Genomic DNA, 17,645 nt, shown 5'->3' with positions numbered 1-17,645 from the left:
AGACGTTGAACTTTGGCTCGGCGTGCCATTTTTGATTGCTTTTTGAATCAAGGGAGAACGCTGATGACACAGACTCCGACAATCATTCTCGTGCATGGATTTTGGGGTGGGGCTGCCCACTGGAGCAAAGTCATTGTAGAACTGAAGCGGCTTGGCCATACATCGCTGAAAGCTGTTGAATTGCCATTGACGTCCCTGGCGGATGATGCCGAGCGCACCCGCAAGATGATCGCGCAGGAAAGCGGCCCGGTGCTGCTGGTGGGCCATTCCTATGGCGGGGCCGTCATCACGGAAGCCGGCAACCATCCGAATGTGGCGGGCCTGGTCTATATCGCCGCCTTTGCGCCGGATGTCGGTGAGAGCCCGGGCGGGATCACCCAGAAGAATCCGCCGCTCGGCGCCGCCAATCTCGCACCCGACAGCGACGGCTATCTCTGGGTAAAGCAGGACAAATTCCACGAAAGCTTCTGCCAGGACCTGACGGCGGATGAGGGCCTCGTCATGGGTGTAACCCAGAAGGCGCCGCTGGCCAGCACCTTCGGCAATGAAATCACCAATCCGGCATGGAAGTCGAAGCACAGCTGGTACCAGATTTCGAGTGACGACCACATGATCCATCCCGCCAATCAGGCGTGGATGTCCGGCCGTCTCGGGGCGAAGAAGGTGATCACGCTGAAGGCAAGCCACGCATCGCTGGCCTCGAAGCCGGTCGAGGTCGCGGCCCTCATCGATGAGGCAGCAACGTATCAATAGCCTGAACTGTCGCGCGTGCCAGCCTCCGCATCCCCGTCGGAATGCGGAGGCTTTTGCATTCTATGCACGGCGCTTGCAACCCCTTATAATCGATGCAAGGACCAACCACATAAGCCTTGGCGTTCCGATCTGGCGGCCGTGCCGTGGCGCCGTCATTCCAGGTCGTGTGCAGACGTGATCATGACGGGGTATTGCAATGCAATCTTTGGTGAATTTGAAGGTGACCTCGCCCGGTACGGGCGGCGGCACCTGGCCGGCTCAACGCAGTGAACTGCTCGACTGGCTGATGATCGAGACGCGCAATCAGCGCTTTATCGACAATATCCTGGTCGAGATGGGCGAACGGCTCGTGGATGCGGGCGTGCCCGTTGCCCGGATGTCGCTGCATCTGAGGATACAGCACCCGCAATGGCGCGGTGCCCGCATTCTGTGGAGGCGCGGTGCCGCCGAGGCGGAAATCCGTACATTCGAATACGGAGCCGAGCAGACTGCCGAATATCTGAACAGCCCGCTCAACGACATTTCCGAGGGGGCCGATGAAGTCCGGCTGCACTTTGACCAGGCCGGTGACACCGGGCAGGAATATTCGGTGGTGGGCGAACTGCGCGCCGAGGGGCTGACGGACTACGTGGCCTGGCCGCTGGAGCACACTCTTGGCAAGCGGCATGTGGTGACCTTCGCCACGGACCGGCCGGGCGGCTTCGGCGATGATCATATGGCTGTTCTGGCGGACCTGCTTCCCGCCCTGGCGCTGGTCAGCGAGATCCGGCTCAAGAACCGCTTCGCCCGCACGCTGCTCGAAACCTATGTCGGGCCGCATGCCAGCGAGCAGATTCTTGCCGGTGCCACCACCCGCGGCAGCGGCGTGACCGTCGGCGCGGCGATCCTGATCTGCGACCTGCGCGATTTCACCGCGATCTCGGACGCCTGGCCCCGCGACAATGTCATCGAATTGCTCAATGGCTATTTCGATGCGATGTCGGAGCCCATCGAAAAATATGGCGGGGAAATCCTCAAATTCATGGGCGATGGCCTGCTGGCCATCTTCCCGCTGAGCAATCCGAAGGCCTGTACTGATCTGCTGCATGCCATCGCCGAGGCGCAGGCGGCCATGACCGCGTTGAATGCCGACCATGTCAGGGAAGGGCGCAAGCCGCTGGGTTACGGCATCGGCGTTCACGTCGGGGATGTCATGTACGGCAATATAGGCTCGCGCAAGCGGCTGGATTTTACCGTTATCGGACCCGCCGTGAACATTGCCTCGCGCCTGGAAAGCCTGACCAAGCAGGTCAAACGCCCGGTTCTGCTGTCGAAAGCCTTTGTCGATTTGGCCGGGGTCGAATGCAACATGGAGAATCTGGGCTCCTATGCGCTCCGCGGGCTTGATGAACCCATTGATGTCTTTGCGTTCTCCGGCGATTGCCTTACTGTGGCAGAGATTCCAGCCTGATGTGGTGATTGGACAAACGAGGAGAATTCACATGGCCAATCCCCCGCGCCGGCCGGTAAACCCGATGGCAGCCGCCGAAGCACTGTTCAAGCCGGTTGCCAAGAAAATTGTTCTCCCTATGCGTGAGACATCGGCGGTGCCCCATGCCAAGGAGCTCGTTTCGATCCGGATCGATCGCGCCGTGCTGGAGCATTTCCAGGCGGATGGGCCCGGATGGCAGGATCGTATCAACGATGTCTTGCGGGCTGCCGTTCAAAAGAAGACCTGAAGCCGGCACGCGGTACGCCCCAAACTGCCAAACCGGATATGCCAAGGTGAGATGATGAATGACTTTTATATTGGCCAGAAGGTCGTTTGCATTGATGACAAGTTCAAGAATGTCAGCATCGATCAGCTGATCCGCAAAGGCCAGATTTACACGGTGCGCTGGGTCGGCATGTACAAGCACTATGTCGATGGCGAGTTTGTCGGCATCAAGGTCGAGGAAATCCATCGCGGCAATGACGATGGCCCGGAGGGCTATGGCGCGGCCGACATGCCCTATCGCGCGACGCGCTTCCGTCCGCTGGTCAAGGACAAGATCGGTTCCCTGCGCAAGCTCCTGGCGCCCAAGCCGGATGCACCGGTCGAGCCGGAAAAGCCTGCGCCCGTGAAAAAGAAGGAAAAAGTGTAGGCCTTATGCAGGCCTGCATCATTTCCGGCCGGTCAGTCCGCGCAACCGTTCGCGGACGATACGGGCAATGTTCTGGGTGCGCCGGTAGAGATGGATCTGCGAGGCGGCCTGGCGGGCCGCGCGATCCGATGCCGGGGTCAGGCCGATCACCAGCGTACCGATGCTTTCGCGCTCCTGAAACAGGCGGGATGCGACGGGATGATCGGGAACGGCGCAGGAATCCGTGCGATCGATATTCGGATCGTCCAGGTGGTTCTTCAGCATCTCGATCATCAGGAGAACGCCGGGCGAATAGGCGGCAAGGTTTTCATCATAGGCCGTTTTCCAGGTCCACGCCTGTCCGGCCTCGACGAAGACCACCAGAACGGCAATCGTCCGACCATCCAGCTCGAGCGTGTGGATGCGGGCGAGATCGCGGCCCGCGAGATTGTTGACGGCTTCGCGGGCGAATGCCGCGCGGAACCGGTCGACCGCCATGGCCGAGCCGCGCTGACCTTTCCAGCCGCTGGCTTCCACCGCGAGGAAATCCTCGAGCCGCGCGCGGATATCGTCTTCCGTGCGGCTGACCGTATAGGTCAGCTTGCCCTGTTCCGCCAGACGCCGCCACAACCGCCTGTATTCCTTGGCGTGCCGTGTTCCCAGCGCTTCGCGCAGATAGGCGTCGCCCTCCTGCGTGCTTTCCAGAAATGGCCGCTCCACGGTGCCAATGGTGGTCGTGGGCAGGTTGCGATCAAGCGCGACCGAACGGAAAAGCTGGGCCACGGGACGGTTGAGGAGAAGATCGGGCAGCACCAGAACTTCCGGAAACTTGAGATGCTTGCGCGCAAGCATATCGAAGAGGTCGTTGAGGACGCCGACGGGATCGTCGCGGTCGATCAGCGGGGTGCCCTGCGGCCCGAACGGCGTGGCCCAGGCCCGCAGGATCGATGCGGAAAAGGTAAAGCCGGGACGCTCGATCGTATAGGGCATCAGGAAGCGCAGGCGGCTCTTCACGTCATTCTCGTCGCGCACGACCATGAACCGCACCTGACGGTCATCGAGGCGGGGCATGGCAGGCGCCAGGAAACGCGGATTGAAGAAGACGTTCGGTTCGATGGTCCGGTAGGCGAGGTGTTCCAGCTCCTCCGAAAGATCGAATCCGGCGGAAGCGGAATAGACGGACAATTTGCGCGGCACGCCGCGGCTTCCCAGGGTTTCCTCAATCTGCTTGGCAGCATCGCGCGATTCGAAGCCGGCCAACTGCGAAATGATCTGCGAGGACGGGCCGCCGGCCAGTTCTTCGAGAAGCGGTATTGCAGCCATCAGATCTCTTCCTTGGCAGGATTCCTGCCGGCGAAAACAAACATTGTGATGTTGAGACGGTTGTAAACGGTCAACGCCAGAACAAGCGCTTCAAACACCATCGAGGCGGCCGTGGCGCAGGCTGCGCCTGCAAGGCCGTATCGTGGTATCATAAAAATGCTGAGACAAATATTAACGACCAGGGTAATCGCGTAAACGATGGCGCAGATTTTCTGCTTTCCCGCCATGTTCAAAAGACTTTCGGCCGGTCCGACCGAAGCGCGCGCCACCACGCCGATCACCATGATGAACAGCAGCGGATAACCTTCGGTGAACTGTGCACCGAAAAGCCACAGCAACGGCTCGCCCAGAACCAGTAGGACAATGGCCATGGCCAGCGACGGCCAGAACGTCCAGCGCGCCGTGTCCCGGGCAAACTGTTCGAGCCGGGTATGGTCGAAATTCTGCATCAACTCCGAGTAGCGCTGGGCCGCGCCCGCCTTCACCGAGAAGTAGACGAAATGCACCAGGGCAAGCAGCTTGACGGTGGCATAGTAGGTGGCGACCTTGTCGGGATCCATGTAGCGCCCGACCATCAGGACGTCGGCATTGGTCAAAAGAAAAAAGAACCCCTCGACCAGAAAGATCGGCAAGGACACGGCGAGCCAGTCGCGGAAATGGATGGCGCGCGGACCGGGCGGCACGACGCCGCCGAAGCGCTTGCGCACGGCGAAGAACTGCAGAACCGATGTCGCATAGGTCGCAACAACGGCGGAGCCGAGAGCCGTCATGGCCGTCGGCGCCAGACCGCTGATATGGGCGATGCTCATGACCACGAGGGTCAGGACGGGACGGATGATATAGGTCGGGGTCAGGGCAACCAGCACCCATGAGCGCGAACGCGCCGTTCCATCAAGCGTATCGCCAAGGGCAATCATGGGCAGGCATATCAGCCCGACGAGGAACGGCGCGATGTAGTAGGTCTCGATCAGGTCACGCAAGGCGTAGATGAGAACGGCACCGGCCAGGGCAACGCCGGTGGTCATACTGACCGCAAATGTCTTGCTGGTGAACAAAATCCCGCGCAAAAGGTCGTATTGCCTGCGCTCCAGATATTCCGGTACGAAGCGGATGACGGTGGTCTGGAAGCCGAGGCAGGACAGGTTTCCGAGGATGACGACCGTCACCCACACGAGAACGAAGATGCCGTATTCGAACGGGCCCATCCAGCGGGCAAAGATCACCTGGGAAATCAGGGCAATGCCCGCGCTGATCACGCGGACGAGGAAGGCAATCAGGGAGACGCGCTGGGCAACGGCGTGTTCGTTCGAGCCGTCAAGCAACTGATCCAGGCGCGATAACCAGGGACGAAGACGCAGTGACAGCTTTTCCGGTAAAAATCGGTCTGCAGTCGTTACCGCAGAAAATCGCACGCGCAGCTCCACCTGTTGGCATTCCAAGGAGATATAGTCCGTAAACGTTTAAAAAACGTTCGGCCAGACCGACAGTCGCAACGGGTTCGAAAAAAGCAGAAGGCCGCGTCGTTGGACGCGGCCTTCTGTGGGTGTGTCAGGCGAACGAGCCGTGACAATGCTTGTATTTTTTACCCGATCCGCAGGGGCAGGCCTCGTTGCGGCCGATCTTGCCCCAGGTCTTCGGATTGTTCGGATCGCGTTCCTCCGGGCTCACGACGCGCAGGTCTTCCAGCACGGCCGTATCGCCGAAATCATCCTCGCCGGTCAGGCCGTCAAAATGATGAACTTCCATGGGAGGCAGTTCCGGCGACGGCGCTTCGGCGGCCTCGCGCACGATCTCGACGCGCATCAGCTGCGTCGTCACGTTCTGGCGAAGATTGGTCAGCATCGTCTGGAAGAGTTCAAAACCTTCGGTCTTGTACTCGTTGAGCGGATCGCGCTGCGCGTAGCCGCGGAAGCCGACGACCGAGCGCAGGTGGTCGAGATTGACCAGATGTTCGCGCCACAGCGCATCCATGGTCTGCAGGATGACCGATTTCTCGACATAGGCCATGATTTCCGGGCCGAAACGCTCGGCACGGTCGCCAGCAGCCTTTTCAACGGCTTCAAACAGCCGTTCGCGCAGGTCTTCCGGGGCAATATTGTCTTCGTTCGCCCAGTCGGTGATCGGCAGGTCGAGATTGAGGATGGTACGGACATCCTCATCCAACTGCTTCACGGTCCACTGTTCGGCATAGGCGCCTTCAGGGGCATGACGCTGGATCAGGTCATCGACCACGTCTTCGCGCATTTCCGCGGTGGTCTGGCTCAGATCCGTCCCGTCCATCAGTTCGAGACGCTGTTCGAAGATCACCTTGCGCTGATCATTCATCACGTCATCATATTTCAGCAGGTTCTTGCGGATGTCAAAGTTGCGGGCTTCGACCTTCTTCTGCGCCTTTTCCAGGGCCTTGTTGATCCAGGGATGGACGATGGCCTCGTCTTCCTTCAGGCCCAGCTTCTGCAGCATGCCGTCCATGCGCTCGGAACCGAAAATGCGCATCAGGTCATCCTGCAGCGACAGGAAGAACTTTGACCGGCCCGGATCGCCCTGACGGCCGGAACGACCGCGCAGCTGATTGTCGATACGGCGGCTTTCATGGCGCTCGGTGGCCAGCACGTAGAGACCGCCGGCGGCAAGAGCCTTCTCCTTCAGACGGGCGATATCATCGCGGATGGCGGCTTCCTTGGACTTGCGCTCTTCGCCCTCGGCCATATCCGCGAGCTCGTGCTTGACGCGCATCTCGAAATTGCCGCCGAGCTGAATGTCGGTACCGCGGCCAGCCATGTTGGTGGCAATGGTGATGGCGCCGGGGACACCGGCCTGGGCGACGATATAGGCTTCCTGCTCGTGATATCGGGCATTGAGGACCTGGAAGTCCTTGAAGCCTTCCTTGCGCAGGCGCTCGGCCAGCTGTTCCGATTTCTCGATCGACGTGGTGCCGACGAGAACCGGCTGGCCCTTGGCGCGCGCTTCGTGGATGTCGCGAACGATCGCCTTGTATTTTTCCTCGACCGTCCGGTAGACCTCGTCATCCTCGTCAATGCGCTTGACCGGATTGTTGGTCGGGATTTCCGTGACTTCCAGGCCGTAAATATTGCCGAATTCTTCCGCTTCCGTCGATGCCGTACCGGTCATGCCGGCCAGCTTGTTGTACATGCGGAAGTAGTTCTGGAAGGTGATCGAGGCTAGGGTCTGGTTTTCCGGCTGGATCGTCACATGTTCCTTGGCTTCCAGTGCCTGGTGCAGGCCTTCCGAGAAACGGCGGCCCGGCATCATGCGGCCGGTGAACTCGTCGATGATGACGATTTCGTCGTTGCGGACGATATAGTCCTTGTCGCGCTGGAACAGCTTGTGGGCGCGCAGGGCATTGTTGACGTGATGGACCACGGCAACGTTCTCGATGTCGTAGAGACCTTCGCCCTTCAGATGGCCGGCGGCCTTCAAAAGGTTTTCCAGCTTTTCCGTGCCTTCTTCGGTGAAGATCGCGGTCTTCTGCTTCTCGTCGATTTCGTAGTCGACCGGCTCAAGCGGCAGAATGAATGTGTCGATGAGATTGTAGAAATCCGAGCGGTCATCGAGCGGACCGGAAATGATCAGCGGCGTGCGGGCTTCGTCGACAAGAATCGAATCCACTTCGTCGACGATCGCGTAGTTGTGACCGCGCTGCACCATCTGCGCGCGCTCATATTTCATGTTGTCGCGCAGATAGTCGAAGCCGAGTTCGTTGTTGGTGGCGTAGGTGATGTCGGCGGCGTAGGCGGTGCTGCGTTCCTCGTCATCGAGGCCATGCACGATGATGCCGTAGCTGAGCCCGAGGAAGTTGTAGAGCTGGCCCATCCACTGTGCGTCGCGGCTGGCGAGATAGTCGTTGACCGTGACGACGTGAACGCCCTTGCCTTCCAGCGCATTGAGGTAGACCGGCAGGGTCGCCACCAGCGTCTTGCCTTCACCGGTGCGCATTTCCGAGATGCCGCCGCCGTGCAGGACCATGCCGCCGATGAGCTGCACGTCGAAGGGGCGCATGCCGAGAACACGCTTGGCCGCTTCACGCACAACGGCGAAGGCCGGCACGAGCAGATCGTCAAGCTTGGTTCCGCTGGCAAGGCTTGCACGGAATTCCACCGTCTTTGCCTTCAATTCCTCGTCAGTGAGTGACGACATTTCAGCTTCGAGCGCATTGATCTGTTCAACGCGCGGCTTGAAGCCTTTGACACGGCGCTCATTGGAAGAGCCGAAAATCTTGCGGGCGAGGCCGCCGAAACTGACCATCCCTGGTCCTCTCTTGTTCGTTTCGCTAGGAAAACCTAGCTTTTAGGGTCCGAAGCCGGGCATGGAGAATGCCTGATACAATACGGACACTGAGTCAAATGTATAAGCCTATCTGTTGCCAAGCTATCTGGACGCAAAGCCGATGGACAGATAAGAGGGGGCTCGAATGATGTCAATGTTGAAGCAGCACGCAGTTGATCGCTTCGTCAAGGCAAAATTCTGCCGTAATCATAGCCCGTACCGGTCCTCCTAAGGAGAAATTGACCTATGAACCAATTGCGTAAAACCCTTTCATTCATGACTGCTGCTGTGTTTTTGACCGGTGTTTCCTCCGTGGCCATGGCCCAGGATGCCGGTAAAGCTGGTGCTGCAAAACCGGATGCCGCCAAGGCGGATGCCGTCAAGGCCGATCCGAACAAGGTGCTGGCCACGATCAATGGCGACAAGATCACCTCCAAGGACGTCGACCAGATTTCCGCCGATCTCGATCCGCAGTTCGCCCGTCTTCCGGACGAGCAGCGTCGTTTGGCCGCTCTGGCCGCCATCATCGACATCAAGGCCCTGGCAGCCAAGGCCGAAGCCGAGAAGCTGGATGCCACGCCGGAATTCAAGGCACGCATGCAGTTCCTGAAGGATCGTGCCCTGCACAATGATTTCTTCAAGCAGCAGGTTGTCGACAAGATCACCGATGCCGATGTGCGTGCCCGCTATGACAAGGAAATGGCAGCAATGCCGCCGCAGAACGAAGTTCGCGCCCGTCATATCCTGGTCAAGACCAAGGAAGAAGCTGAAGCGATCATCAAGCAGCTCGACGGCGGTGCTTCCTTCGAAGACGTTGCCAAGGCAAAGTCGACCGACGGATCGGCAGCACAGGGCGGCGACCTCGGCTATTTCTCCGCCGGACAGATGGTCCCGGAATTTGAAAAGGCGGCAATGGCGCTGGATGTCGGCAAATACACCAAGGAACCGGTCCAGACACAGTTCGGCTTCCATGTCATCAAGCTGGAAGACAAGCGCGTGCAGCAGCCGCCGGCATTCGATCAGGTCAAGGATCAGGTGAAGTCGATCCTCATCCGTGAACGCTATGTCGAGCTGGTCAAGAAGGAACGCGCCGACCTGAAGATCCAGTACACCGACCCGGAAACCGAAAAGGCCATGAAGGCCGCTACGGACGCCCAGGAACAGTAATATCCTGGCCCGGGATTTCGGTCCCGGGCCTTGACCCCTTTGAAAATGCCGCCGCACTGAACCTTGTCAAACACCTTTTCGAGGTAACCGATGTCCACGTCTGTCTCTCCCCTGGCTCCCAAACATGTCCCGGCCATGCCCGAAATTCGCGGCGCCCGGATCGCAACCGCTGAAGCGGGAATCAAATATAAGGGCCGAACGGACGTTCTCCTGATCGTATTCGACAAGCCGGTGGCGGTGGCCGGTGTGTTTACCCGGTCCAAATGCCCGTCAGCGGCGGTGGATTTCTGCCGTGACAGCCTGAGCGGCGGCAAAGCCCGCGCGGTTGTCGTCAATTCCGGCAATGCCAACGCCTTCACCGGCAAGAAGGGCCGTGAGTCGACCAAGGCGACGGCGGCCGCTGCCGCCAAGGCAATCGGCTGCAAGCCCGGCGAAGTGTTTCTCGCCTCCACCGGTGTCATCGGCGAACCGCTGGATGCCGGCAAGTTCAGCCACCTGCTCGAGGATATGGCCAAGAGCGCCACGTCCGAACGCTGGCAGGACGCGGCCAGCGCCATCATGACAACCGATACATTCCCTAAAGTTGCAACCGAAACCGTCCTGCTTGGCGGTGTGCCGGTGACCATCAACGGTATCGCCAAGGGTGCGGGCATGATCGCCCCCGACATGGCAACGATGCTGTCCTTCGTGGCGACTGATGCGCCGATCGCCTCCGATATCCTGCAGAAACTTCTGTCCAAGTCGGTCGGCAAGAGCTTCAACTCCGTGACGGTCGACAGCGACACCTCGACATCCGATACATTGCTGCTGTTCGCAACGGGCACCGCTGCCGAACGCGGGGCGGAACCGGTGACGAAGGAAAAGGACAAGCGCCTGAAAGCCTTTGCCAAGGCACTCGACCGCGTGTTGAAAAACCTGGCCCTGCAGGTCGTGCGCGACGGCGAGGGCGCGCGCAAGATGCTCGAGATCACCGTGACGGGCGCGACGTCCTCGCGTTCGGCCAAGCGTATCGCCCTGTCGATCGCCAATTCACCGCTGGTCAAGACGGCGGCAGCCGGCGAGGACGCCAATTGGGGCCGCATCGTCATGGCGGTCGGCAAGGCCGGCGAGCCGGCGGACCGGGACCGTCTTGCCATCTGGTTCGGCGATATCCGCGTTGCCCGCCATGGCGAGCGCGATCCGGACTATTCGGAAGCCGCGACATCCGACTACATGAAAAACGAGGATATTGCCGTCAAGGTCGATATCGGGCTCGGCAAGGGCAAGGCCACGGTCTGGACCTGCGACCTCACCAAGGAATATGTGACGATCAACGGCGATTACCGCAGCTGATGGACTTGGATCGGAGCACGATGCCGCTGGCCCAGATCCGGCAGATCGAGGCTGTCGGGTTCAGGGCCTGGCCAGCCGCGTCGGTTCACTACGACGGCAGCTGGGCGATCCGCATGACGGCATGCCACCCGTCCAAACGCCTGAACTCGGTCAATCCGCTCGATCCGGGCGACACCGACAATATGGAACAGCGTGTTGCCCGCGCTGTTCAACGTTTGCGCGCCTATGGCCGTCCGCCGGTGTTTCGCCTTTCGCCGCTCGCGCCTGCGGCGCTGGATGCCTATCTCGATGCGTCGGGCTGGTCGCGCTTTGATGAGTCCCTCGTCATGGTGGCGGATCTCGGAAACATCGATCTGTCCGATGCCATCGACCAGATACCCCTGCGCGATACCGGCCGGTACGTCGATGCCGCGGTCGCAGTGCAGCAGGAAAATCCGTCGGCCAAGCCCGGCCTGATCGAGGTAATCAATGCCATTCGTCCGGCCAAGGGTCTGTTTGTCGTCGAAGAGGATGGCGAGCCGGTTTCGACCGCGATCTGCGTGCAGGACGGTCTACTGGCAGGGCTGTTCAACATCGGCACGCTGGCGGCGAGCCGCCGCAGGGGGCACGGGCGGATGATCGTCAAATCGGCCATCAAATGGGCCGCGCAGCATGGCGCCAAGCGGGGCTGGCTGCAGGTGGAAGCCGACAACGCCGGTGCCATTGCGCTCTATGAGAAGATCGGCTTTGCCGAGGCATACCGTTACGCTTACCGGCAGGCGCCAGACGCATGAGCGATGCGCCCAAACACCCCATCCTGCTTGTAACGGCCTGTGCGCTCGTCGATACCGACGGGCGGGTGTTGCTGACCCAGCGGCCGGAAGGCAAGTCGCTGGCCGGCCTGTGGGAGTTTCCCGGCGGCAAGGTGGAGCCCGGCGAAACGCCGGAGGAAAGCCTGATCCGCGAACTGCATGAGGAACTGGGGATCATCGTCAAGCCGGCATGCCTGGCGCCGCTGACCTTTGCCAGTTTCACCTATGAGACATTTCATCTGCTGATGCCGCTGTTCATCTGCCGCCGCTATGAGGGTATTCCGCGCTCCATGGAAGGCCAGGCGTTGAAATGGGTGCGGCCGAAAGACATGCGCGACTACCCGATGCCACCAGCCGATATCCCGCTGATCCCGTTCCTGATCGACCTTCTCTGACAGCAAATCGTGGTTAAGATTTCATCACCGTCAAATTAACCCAAATCGTTAATCGATCCTTCACGCGAATGGGCGACTTTTAATCAAGGACGGATCAATTTTTCCAGGTGGTGCATGGGGTATAAATTCGACAATCTCGACGAGGCTGCAGCGCAGACCAGGACATTCCTGGGTGCGGGAACTGGCATCTTGCGCATAACCCTTTTGTTCGGTTCTGCTGCAATCGCACTCGCACTGGTTGTTGCACCGCTTGCCGACCGCAAGTCGAAATCCGTTGTGGACTACGCATCGAGCCGATCCATCGACACGATGTCGACTGGCTCGATCAAGAAGGCGGCGCCGTCCGAATACACGATCCGCCGCAGCATTTTGCAGAAATCTCCCGATTCCGTCTGCATCCTCAACAGCAACGGCAGCAAAAGCGGCGACTGCTGAGTCTGCCGGCTATTTCTTTTCCAGGGCTTCGACGTCTTTGAGGAAATCGGCGAGCGACGCCTTGGCGGAGCCGGGTTTCAATGGCTTCTGCTGCGATTCATGCGCCGCCCAGCCGGACATCCAGATAAATGAGAAGGTTGCCCGGATCCGCCCATCCGGATCGCTGAAGCGTTCCGCATAGATTTCAGCCGCCCGCAGGAAGAAGCGGCGGGTCAGCGGCTTGCGCGACCGCCCGAAGAGAATGTTCTGCATGCCCATGGCGCGCAGATCGCGCATCAGTGCGAACAGGGAATCATAGCGCACGGTGTAGGTTTCGATATCGGTCACCGGCAGGGTGAAGCCCGCGCGCTGCAACAGGCCGCCGACATCGCGCACGTCGGCAAAGGGCGCAACGCGCGGCGACGCCCCGCCGCTGATTTCGCTTTCGGCCGCCAGCAGAACCTCACGCAGCTCCGACAGGGTGGCCTCGCCGGCCATGGCGCCGAGGAACAGGCCGTCCGGCTTGAGCGCGCGCCTGATCTGCAGCAGCGTGCCGGGTGTATCGTTGGTCAGGTGCAGTGACAGCAGCGAAACGATCAGTCCGGCACCCGCTGGTTTCAGGGGCAGCATTTCCTCATCGGCAACGACGGAGGGAAACGCCGCATCGAGAAAACGGGCGTCCTGTTCGATGCGGATGATGCTGGCGGCCTTGCCGGAACGTTCGATCGCCTTGGCTGCCAGTCCGGTGTGGCTGGCAAGATCGATGGCGACGTCGAAACTGCGTTCGACGGCGGACAGGCGCTCTTCCAGATCATCGGCAGCACGGGCAAGCAGGAAATCGCCCGCCATCCCGTGCTGGCGAAGCGCGCGCAGGCGCCTTTGCCGAAGCAAATTCCGATCGAAGATCCTGTGCTGATCCATTCCGAATTTCTCTGATCAATGTATAGTTCTTCCCGCTAAATGCGTCGCCCCGGATGGAATTGCAATGGAAACCGCCCGCGCTTTTGCGCGCATCGTGACAAATCGCCTGTTCATGCTGCTGTTTCCGCCGGTTTGTGCGGAATGCCAGAGCCTTGTCTGCGAGCCGGGCAGCCTTTGCGCGGCCTGTTGGTCAAAAGTCCGCTTTATCGAAAAGCCCTATTGTCCGGTGCTCGGCATTCCCTTCAGCCATGATCTCGGCGCGGAAATTCTCTCGGCCGAGGCAATCGCCGATCCGCCGCCGTTCCGCCGTGCGCGGTCGGTTGCCGTCCATGAGAGGGCGATCAGCACCATGGTGCGCCGGCTGAAATACAGCGACCGGACCGACCTTGGCCCCTGGATGGCCCGGTGGATGGCGCGTGCCGGCAGCGAACTGCTGGCCGAATGCGATGTCATCGTCCCGGTGCCCCTGCATGCGCGGCGGTTCTGGCTGCGCCGGTTCAACCAGTCCGCCGAACTTGCCCGCCATCTCAGCGGGATCAGCGGCAAGCCGTTCGAGCCCGGTGCCCTGAAACGGGTCAAGCCGACCCGGCAGCAGGTCGGACTTGGCGCCGCGGAACGCGCGCTGAACGTCAGGGGCGCGTTCAAGGTGCCGGACAACCAGGATATCAGGGTGCGCGGACGCAGGGTTCTCCTGATCGATGATGTCTATACGACCGGCGCAACGGTGAAGGCTGCAACCCGCGCTTTGCTGCGCGGCGGCGCTTCCAGCGTCGATGTCTTGACCTTTGCACGGGTTCTGTCGAAAGAATTATCTGTCTAACAGTTGTTTTGCGGAAAAAACGGGTCTTTGCGCTTTGATTGCGGACGCCTATATAGACTTTACAGTGGAGTATGATGATGGTTGATGTCACAATCTATACGCGCGATGGCTGTGGCTATTGCACGGCTGCCAAGGGCCTTCTGGACAAGAAGGGCGTGGCTTTTGTCGAACACAATGCTACGGCGCGACCCGATGCGCGGCAAGCCATGCTGGCGCGCGCCAATGGGCGCACGACCTTTCCGCAGATTTTCATTGGCGCCGTGCATGTCGGCGGTTGCGATGACCTTTATGCGCTTGAACAGCAGGGGCGTCTTGACCCGCTGCTGAAGACCGGCGCACTGGCGTAAGGAACGGACAATGAGCTCATTTCGTGCAGCGGCCATCCAGATGCGCTCCGGCGTCGATCCCCAGCGCAATGCGAACGATCTTGCCGGTTATGTGGCCGACGCGGTCGGCCAAGGCGCCGTCTACGTGCAGACGCCCGAAATGACGGGCGCGCTGCAGCGCGACCGCAAGGCGCTCGCCGATGTGCTGCGCGCGGAAGAGGACGACGTCATCGTGCGCACCGCGTCGGAACTGGCGGCAGAACACGGCATTCACCTGCATATCGGCTCGACGGCCATTGCCCGCGAAGACGGCAAGATCGCCAACCGCGCCTTTCTGTTCGGACCGGATGGCAAAATCATCACCCGCTATGACAAGATCCACATGTTCGACGTCGATCTCGACAATGGCGAGAGCTGGCGCGAGTCGGCCGTCTACGCACCGGGCGCGGATTCCGTCGTCGCCACGCTGCCCTTTGCGCGGCTGGGCTTTGCCATCTGCTATGATGTGCGCTTCCCGCAGCTGTTCCGCGCACAGGCCCTGGCCGGTGCCTCCGTTCTGACAGCTCCGGCGGCATTCACACGCCAGACGGGCGAGGCGCACTGGCATGTCCTGCAGCGCGCCCGCGCCATCGAGAACGGTGCCTTTGTCATTTCGGCGGCGCAGGGCGGCGTGCATGAGGATGGCCGTGAAACCTTCGGTCATTCGATCATCGTTGCGCCGTGGGGCGAGGTTCTGGCGGAAGCCAGCCACGCGGACCCGGCCGTGATCGTCGCCGATATCGATCCCTCCCTGAGTGCGGCGGCCCGGTCGAAGGTCCCCAATCTCAAAAATGCCCGCCCGTTTGGTCTGGTCATTCAGTCGGATGACGGCCAGAGCGAGAGGCAATCGGCCGCGTCATGATCCGCTTTTCCCTTCACTGCGCGCAGGACCACGAATTCGAAGGGTGGTTCCGCAGCAATGATGATTTCGACGACCAGTCGAAGAAGCGGCTGGTCACGTGTCCGGTCTGCGGTTCGCACAAAGTCGAAAAAGCATTGATGGCTCCTTCCGTGACCACGGCACGGCAGAAGGAGAAGATGGCTTTTGCCATGAGCAAAATGGTCAGCGAGCTGAAGGAAGTTGCGCGGAAGGTGCGGGAGAATGCCGATTATGTCGGCGCTGATTTTGCCGAGGAAGCGCGAAAGATCCATTTCGGCGAAGCGGAGCAGCGCGGGATTTATGGCGAAGCCTCGGGCCAGGAGGTGCAGTCGCTGCTGGAAGACGGCGTCGATATCATGCCATTGCCGACCTTCCCTGAAGACCACAATTGACCTTGCCACTTTAACGCGAACGTCTAAGCTGCCGCAGTCTTCACAGTCCTGCCGGATGCATCCATGCCATTTCTGAATTCCGCTCCCGCGCTGCTCGTCCTGACCGGCGCCTTTCTCGGATTGACGCTGCCGTTCGGCAAGCTGGCCTTTGGCGCCGGAATAACCCCGGCAGTCTGGGCCTTCGTGATCTCGACCGGTGCTGGCGTCGTGCTCCTGCTGGCGCTTCTGGCCATGGGGAAGCGGCCGCTGCTCAACGGGCGCATGGCCCGGTATTATCTCGTGACGGCGCTGATTTCCTATGCCATCCCCAATCTGATGACGCTGTCGGCCATTCCGCATCTCGGGTCAGGCTTTACCGGCATCATGTATACGCTCTCGCCCGTCTTCACCCTGTTGCTGTCGATGCTTTTCAAGATCAAGCGGCCGAATATGCTGGGATTGCTCGGCATTCTCACGGGATTTGCCGGGGCGGTGCTCGTCGGCTTCACCAGAGGGCAGGTGGGACAGCCGGCCGAACCGTTCTGGGTTGTCGTCGGCCTGCTCATTCCGGTCCTGCTGGCGCTCGGCAATGTCTACCGTACCGTCGACTGGCCGCAAGGTGCCGATCCGACCGAGCTTGCGGCGGGCAGCCACCTGACGACAGCCCTGTTGCTCATTCCGGTTATTTTCTACGCCAGCGGCAGTTTTGCCGTCGGGCCGCTTGGCAATGTGCCGTGGCTGGTGGTGGCGCAGGTTCTCGCTTCCACCTGCATGTTTGCGCTGTATTTCCGTCTGCAGGCCGTCGGCGGCCCGGTTTACCTCAGCCAGATCGGCTATGTCGGCGCTGCGGTGGCGCTGATCGCCGGAACGCTGTTCCTCGGCGAAAGCTACCAGCTGGCGACGTGGGCCGGGGCGGTCATCATCACCATCGGCGTGCTGATGACGACCAAGGCGCAGCGGATGATGACGAAGGCTACGGCCTGACTGCCAGCACCATGTAGTTGACGTCGGTATCGGTCGAACGGTTCCAGCTGTCGGCGAGCGGATTGTAGGTGACGCCGACCTTCTCCGTGATTTCGAGCCCGGCCTGTGTCAGCGGCCCCTCAAGCTCTTCCGGACGCACCAGCTTTTCGTACTGATGGGTGCCGCGCGGCAACCAGCGCAAGACATATTCGGCGCCGAAAATGGCAAGGCCGAGCGCTTTCAACGTGCGGTTGATGGTGGCGACGAAGGTCACGCCGCCCGGCTTGACCATCTGTGCACAGGCGGTGAGGTAAAGCTCCACATCGGCGACATGCTCGACCACTTCCATGTTCAGGACGATATCGAACTGCTCCCCGGCCTCTGCCAGCGCTTCGGCTGTCGTGGCACGGTAATCGATATCGAGGCCGCTCTGGGCAGCATGAATTTTGGCCACTTCGATATTGGTCTCGCTGGCATCGGCGCCGACAACGGTAGCGCCCAGCCGGGCCATCGGCTCACACAGCAGGCCGCCGCCGCAGCCGATGTCGAGCAGGCGCAGGCCGGCAAACGGCCGTGGGCTGTTCGGATCGATGCCGTAATGGGCGCAGACCTTTTCCTTGATGTAGGCGAGGCGCGTTGGATTGAACTTGTGCAGGGGGCGGAACTTGCCTTGCGGATTCCACCATTCGGCCGCCATGCGCGAAAAGCGGTCTACTTCGGCGGCATCGATCGTGCTGCGTTGGGCTTCGGTCATGGCAACG

General features: G+C 60.7%; 19 protein-coding genes. 14 read left to right on the top strand and 5 right to left on the bottom strand.

The features are described from left to right. Nucleotides 1–63 precede the first annotated feature (63 nt). From J1W56_RS11930 to J1W56_RS11915, 4 genes are all read left to right on the top strand, one after another. Nucleotides 64–753 (top strand): alpha/beta hydrolase, encoded by a 690-nt coding sequence (locus J1W56_RS11930; RefSeq protein ID WP_223613527.1) that lies wholly within the window; start codon nucleotides 64–66, stop codon nucleotides 751–753. Between the two features lie 196 nt (nucleotides 754–949). Next, nucleotides 950–2,203 carry an adenylate/guanylate cyclase domain-containing protein gene (locus tag J1W56_RS11925; RefSeq protein WP_223613526.1) on the top strand — a complete coding sequence of 418 codons (1,254 nt, stop codon included), beginning with the start codon at nucleotides 950–952 and terminating at the stop codon, nucleotides 2,201–2,203. 31 nt (nucleotides 2,204–2,234) lie between these two features. After that, entirely contained in the window at nucleotides 2,235–2,471 is a 237-nt protein-coding gene (locus J1W56_RS11920; protein WP_223613525.1) for a BrnA antitoxin family protein, read from the top strand. Nucleotides 2,472–2,522: 51 nt separating this feature from the next. Beyond that, complete coding sequence (locus J1W56_RS11915) at nucleotides 2,523–2,876, top strand: CAP-Gly domain protein (protein ID WP_105734556.1); 354 nt, start codon at nucleotides 2,523–2,525, stop codon at nucleotides 2,874–2,876. A gap of 18 nt (nucleotides 2,877–2,894) precedes the next feature. On the opposite strand, the gene bspF is transcribed toward J1W56_RS11915, so the two are convergent. The 3 genes from bspF to secA form a co-directional block, all read right to left on the bottom strand. Beyond that, nucleotides 2,895–4,178: a type IV secretion system effector crotonyl transferase BspF gene (gene bspF, locus J1W56_RS11910; RefSeq protein ID WP_223613524.1), complete on the bottom strand. Its 1,284-nt coding sequence runs from the start codon at nucleotides 4,176–4,178 to the stop codon at nucleotides 2,895–2,897. Then, entirely contained in the window at nucleotides 4,178–5,590 is a 1,413-nt protein-coding gene (locus tag J1W56_RS11905) for a lipopolysaccharide biosynthesis protein (protein ID WP_223613523.1), read from the bottom strand. Before J1W56_RS11905 ends, bspF begins: the two co-directional genes overlap by 1 nt. A 136-nt stretch (nucleotides 5,591–5,726) precedes the next feature. Next, the gene (gene secA, locus J1W56_RS11900) at nucleotides 5,727–8,444 is read right to left on the bottom strand and encodes a preprotein translocase subunit SecA (protein WP_223613522.1); all 2,718 of its coding nucleotides are present in this window, start codon (nucleotides 8,442–8,444) and stop codon (nucleotides 5,727–5,729) included. A gap of 267 nt (nucleotides 8,445–8,711) precedes the next feature. On the opposite strand from secA, the gene J1W56_RS11895 reads away from it, so the two are divergent. From J1W56_RS11895 to J1W56_RS11875, 5 genes are all read left to right on the top strand, one after another. Then, nucleotides 8,712–9,632: a peptidylprolyl isomerase gene (locus J1W56_RS11895; RefSeq protein ID WP_374042751.1), complete on the top strand. Its 921-nt coding sequence runs from the start codon at nucleotides 8,712–8,714 to the stop codon at nucleotides 9,630–9,632. A 90-nt stretch (nucleotides 9,633–9,722) separates the two neighbouring features. Continuing rightward, a complete protein-coding gene (argJ, locus tag J1W56_RS11890) occupies nucleotides 9,723–10,964 on the top strand; it encodes a bifunctional glutamate N-acetyltransferase/amino-acid acetyltransferase ArgJ (RefSeq protein WP_223613521.1) in 1,242 nt (413 codons plus the stop codon). Nucleotides 10,965–10,984: 20 nt separating this feature from the next. Beyond that, nucleotides 10,985–11,737 carry a GNAT family N-acetyltransferase gene (locus J1W56_RS11885; RefSeq protein ID WP_223613520.1) on the top strand — a complete coding sequence of 251 codons (753 nt, stop codon included), beginning with the start codon at nucleotides 10,985–10,987 and terminating at the stop codon, nucleotides 11,735–11,737. Beyond that, nucleotides 11,734–12,150 carry a (deoxy)nucleoside triphosphate pyrophosphohydrolase gene (locus tag J1W56_RS11880; protein WP_223613519.1) on the top strand — a complete coding sequence of 139 codons (417 nt, stop codon included), beginning with the start codon at nucleotides 11,734–11,736 and terminating at the stop codon, nucleotides 12,148–12,150. Before J1W56_RS11885 ends, J1W56_RS11880 begins: the two co-directional genes overlap by 4 nt. A gap of 114 nt (nucleotides 12,151–12,264) precedes the next feature. Continuing rightward, nucleotides 12,265–12,585 (top strand): hypothetical protein, encoded by a 321-nt coding sequence (locus tag J1W56_RS11875; protein ID WP_223613518.1) that lies wholly within the window; start codon nucleotides 12,265–12,267, stop codon nucleotides 12,583–12,585. 9 nt (nucleotides 12,586–12,594) lie between these two features. On the opposite strand, the gene J1W56_RS11870 is transcribed toward J1W56_RS11875, so the two are convergent. Further along, nucleotides 12,595–13,485 (bottom strand): methyltransferase domain-containing protein, encoded by an 891-nt coding sequence (locus J1W56_RS11870; RefSeq protein ID WP_223613517.1) that lies wholly within the window; start codon nucleotides 13,483–13,485, stop codon nucleotides 12,595–12,597. A gap of 64 nt (nucleotides 13,486–13,549) precedes the next feature. Here J1W56_RS11870 and J1W56_RS11865 point away from each other — a divergent pair, with 64 nt between their 5' ends. The 5 genes from J1W56_RS11865 (at nucleotide 13,550) to J1W56_RS11845 (ending at nucleotide 16,905) form a co-directional block, all read left to right on the top strand. Continuing rightward, entirely contained in the window at nucleotides 13,550–14,305 is a 756-nt protein-coding gene (locus tag J1W56_RS11865) for a ComF family protein (RefSeq protein WP_223613516.1), read from the top strand. A gap of 77 nt (nucleotides 14,306–14,382) precedes the next feature. Beyond that, nucleotides 14,383–14,652: a glutaredoxin 3 gene (gene grxC, locus J1W56_RS11860; RefSeq protein ID WP_223613515.1), complete on the top strand. Its 270-nt coding sequence runs from the start codon at nucleotides 14,383–14,385 to the stop codon at nucleotides 14,650–14,652. Nucleotides 14,653–14,662: 10 nt separating this feature from the next. Then, the gene (locus J1W56_RS11855; protein WP_223613514.1) at nucleotides 14,663–15,532 is read left to right on the top strand and encodes a carbon-nitrogen hydrolase family protein; all 870 of its coding nucleotides are present in this window, start codon (nucleotides 14,663–14,665) and stop codon (nucleotides 15,530–15,532) included. Beyond that, the gene (locus tag J1W56_RS11850) at nucleotides 15,529–15,942 is read left to right on the top strand and encodes a DUF1178 family protein (RefSeq protein WP_223613513.1); all 414 of its coding nucleotides are present in this window, start codon (nucleotides 15,529–15,531) and stop codon (nucleotides 15,940–15,942) included. The genes J1W56_RS11855 and J1W56_RS11850 overlap by 4 nt, the downstream gene beginning before the upstream one ends. Before the next feature lie 63 nt (nucleotides 15,943–16,005). Further along, entirely contained in the window at nucleotides 16,006–16,905 is a 900-nt protein-coding gene (locus tag J1W56_RS11845; protein ID WP_223613512.1) for a DMT family transporter, read from the top strand. Here the strand turns inward: J1W56_RS11845 and ubiG are convergent. Further along, entirely contained in the window at nucleotides 16,895–17,638 is a 744-nt protein-coding gene (ubiG, locus tag J1W56_RS11840) for a bifunctional 2-polyprenyl-6-hydroxyphenol methylase/3-demethylubiquinol 3-O-methyltransferase UbiG (RefSeq protein WP_223613511.1), read from the bottom strand. The genes J1W56_RS11845 and ubiG overlap by 11 nt on opposite strands. Between the last annotated feature and the right edge of the window lie 7 nt (nucleotides 17,639–17,645).

The organism is Phyllobacterium calauticae, assembly GCF_019991125.1.
Classification (GTDB): domain Bacteria; phylum Pseudomonadota; class Alphaproteobacteria; order Rhizobiales; family Rhizobiaceae; genus Phyllobacterium; species Phyllobacterium calauticae.
This window is presented reverse-complemented; position numbering and strand designations above follow the sequence as displayed.

Bases quoted from the DNA above. Each gene is read 5' to 3' on its own strand.
- J1W56_RS11930 (WP_223613527.1), top strand. From the start codon at position 64: ATGACACAGACTCCGACAATCATTCTCGTGCATGGATTTTGGGGTGGG.
- J1W56_RS11925 (WP_223613526.1), top strand. From the start codon at position 950: ATGCAATCTTTGGTGAATTTGAAGGTGACCTCGCCCGGTACGGGCGGC.
- J1W56_RS11920 (WP_223613525.1), top strand. From the start codon at position 2,235: ATGGCCAATCCCCCGCGCCGGCCGGTAAACCCGATGGCAGCCGCCGAA.
- J1W56_RS11915 (WP_105734556.1), top strand. From the start codon at position 2,523: ATGATGAATGACTTTTATATTGGCCAGAAGGTCGTTTGCATTGATGAC.
- bspF (WP_223613524.1), bottom strand. From the start codon at position 4,178: ATGGCTGCAATACCGCTTCTCGAAGAACTGGCCGGCGGCCCGTCCTCG.
- secA (WP_223613522.1), bottom strand. From the start codon at position 8,444: ATGGTCAGTTTCGGCGGCCTCGCCCGCAAGATTTTCGGCTCTTCCAAT.
- J1W56_RS11895 (WP_374042751.1), top strand. From the start codon at position 8,712: ATGAACCAATTGCGTAAAACCCTTTCATTCATGACTGCTGCTGTGTTT.
- argJ (WP_223613521.1), top strand. From the start codon at position 9,723: ATGTCCACGTCTGTCTCTCCCCTGGCTCCCAAACATGTCCCGGCCATG.
- J1W56_RS11885 (WP_223613520.1), top strand. From the start codon at position 10,985: ATGCCGCTGGCCCAGATCCGGCAGATCGAGGCTGTCGGGTTCAGGGCC.
- J1W56_RS11880 (WP_223613519.1), top strand. From the start codon at position 11,734: ATGAGCGATGCGCCCAAACACCCCATCCTGCTTGTAACGGCCTGTGCG.
- J1W56_RS11875 (WP_223613518.1), top strand. From the start codon at position 12,265: ATGGGGTATAAATTCGACAATCTCGACGAGGCTGCAGCGCAGACCAGG.
- J1W56_RS11870 (WP_223613517.1), bottom strand. From the start codon at position 13,485: ATGGATCAGCACAGGATCTTCGATCGGAATTTGCTTCGGCAAAGGCGC.
- J1W56_RS11865 (WP_223613516.1), top strand. From the start codon at position 13,550: ATGGAAACCGCCCGCGCTTTTGCGCGCATCGTGACAAATCGCCTGTTC.
- grxC (WP_223613515.1), top strand. From the start codon at position 14,383: ATGGTTGATGTCACAATCTATACGCGCGATGGCTGTGGCTATTGCACG.
- J1W56_RS11855 (WP_223613514.1), top strand. From the start codon at position 14,663: ATGAGCTCATTTCGTGCAGCGGCCATCCAGATGCGCTCCGGCGTCGAT.
- J1W56_RS11850 (WP_223613513.1), top strand. From the start codon at position 15,529: ATGATCCGCTTTTCCCTTCACTGCGCGCAGGACCACGAATTCGAAGGG.
- J1W56_RS11845 (WP_223613512.1), top strand. From the start codon at position 16,006: ATGCCATTTCTGAATTCCGCTCCCGCGCTGCTCGTCCTGACCGGCGCC.
- ubiG (WP_223613511.1), bottom strand. From the start codon at position 17,638: ATGACCGAAGCCCAACGCAGCACGATCGATGCCGCCGAAGTAGACCGC.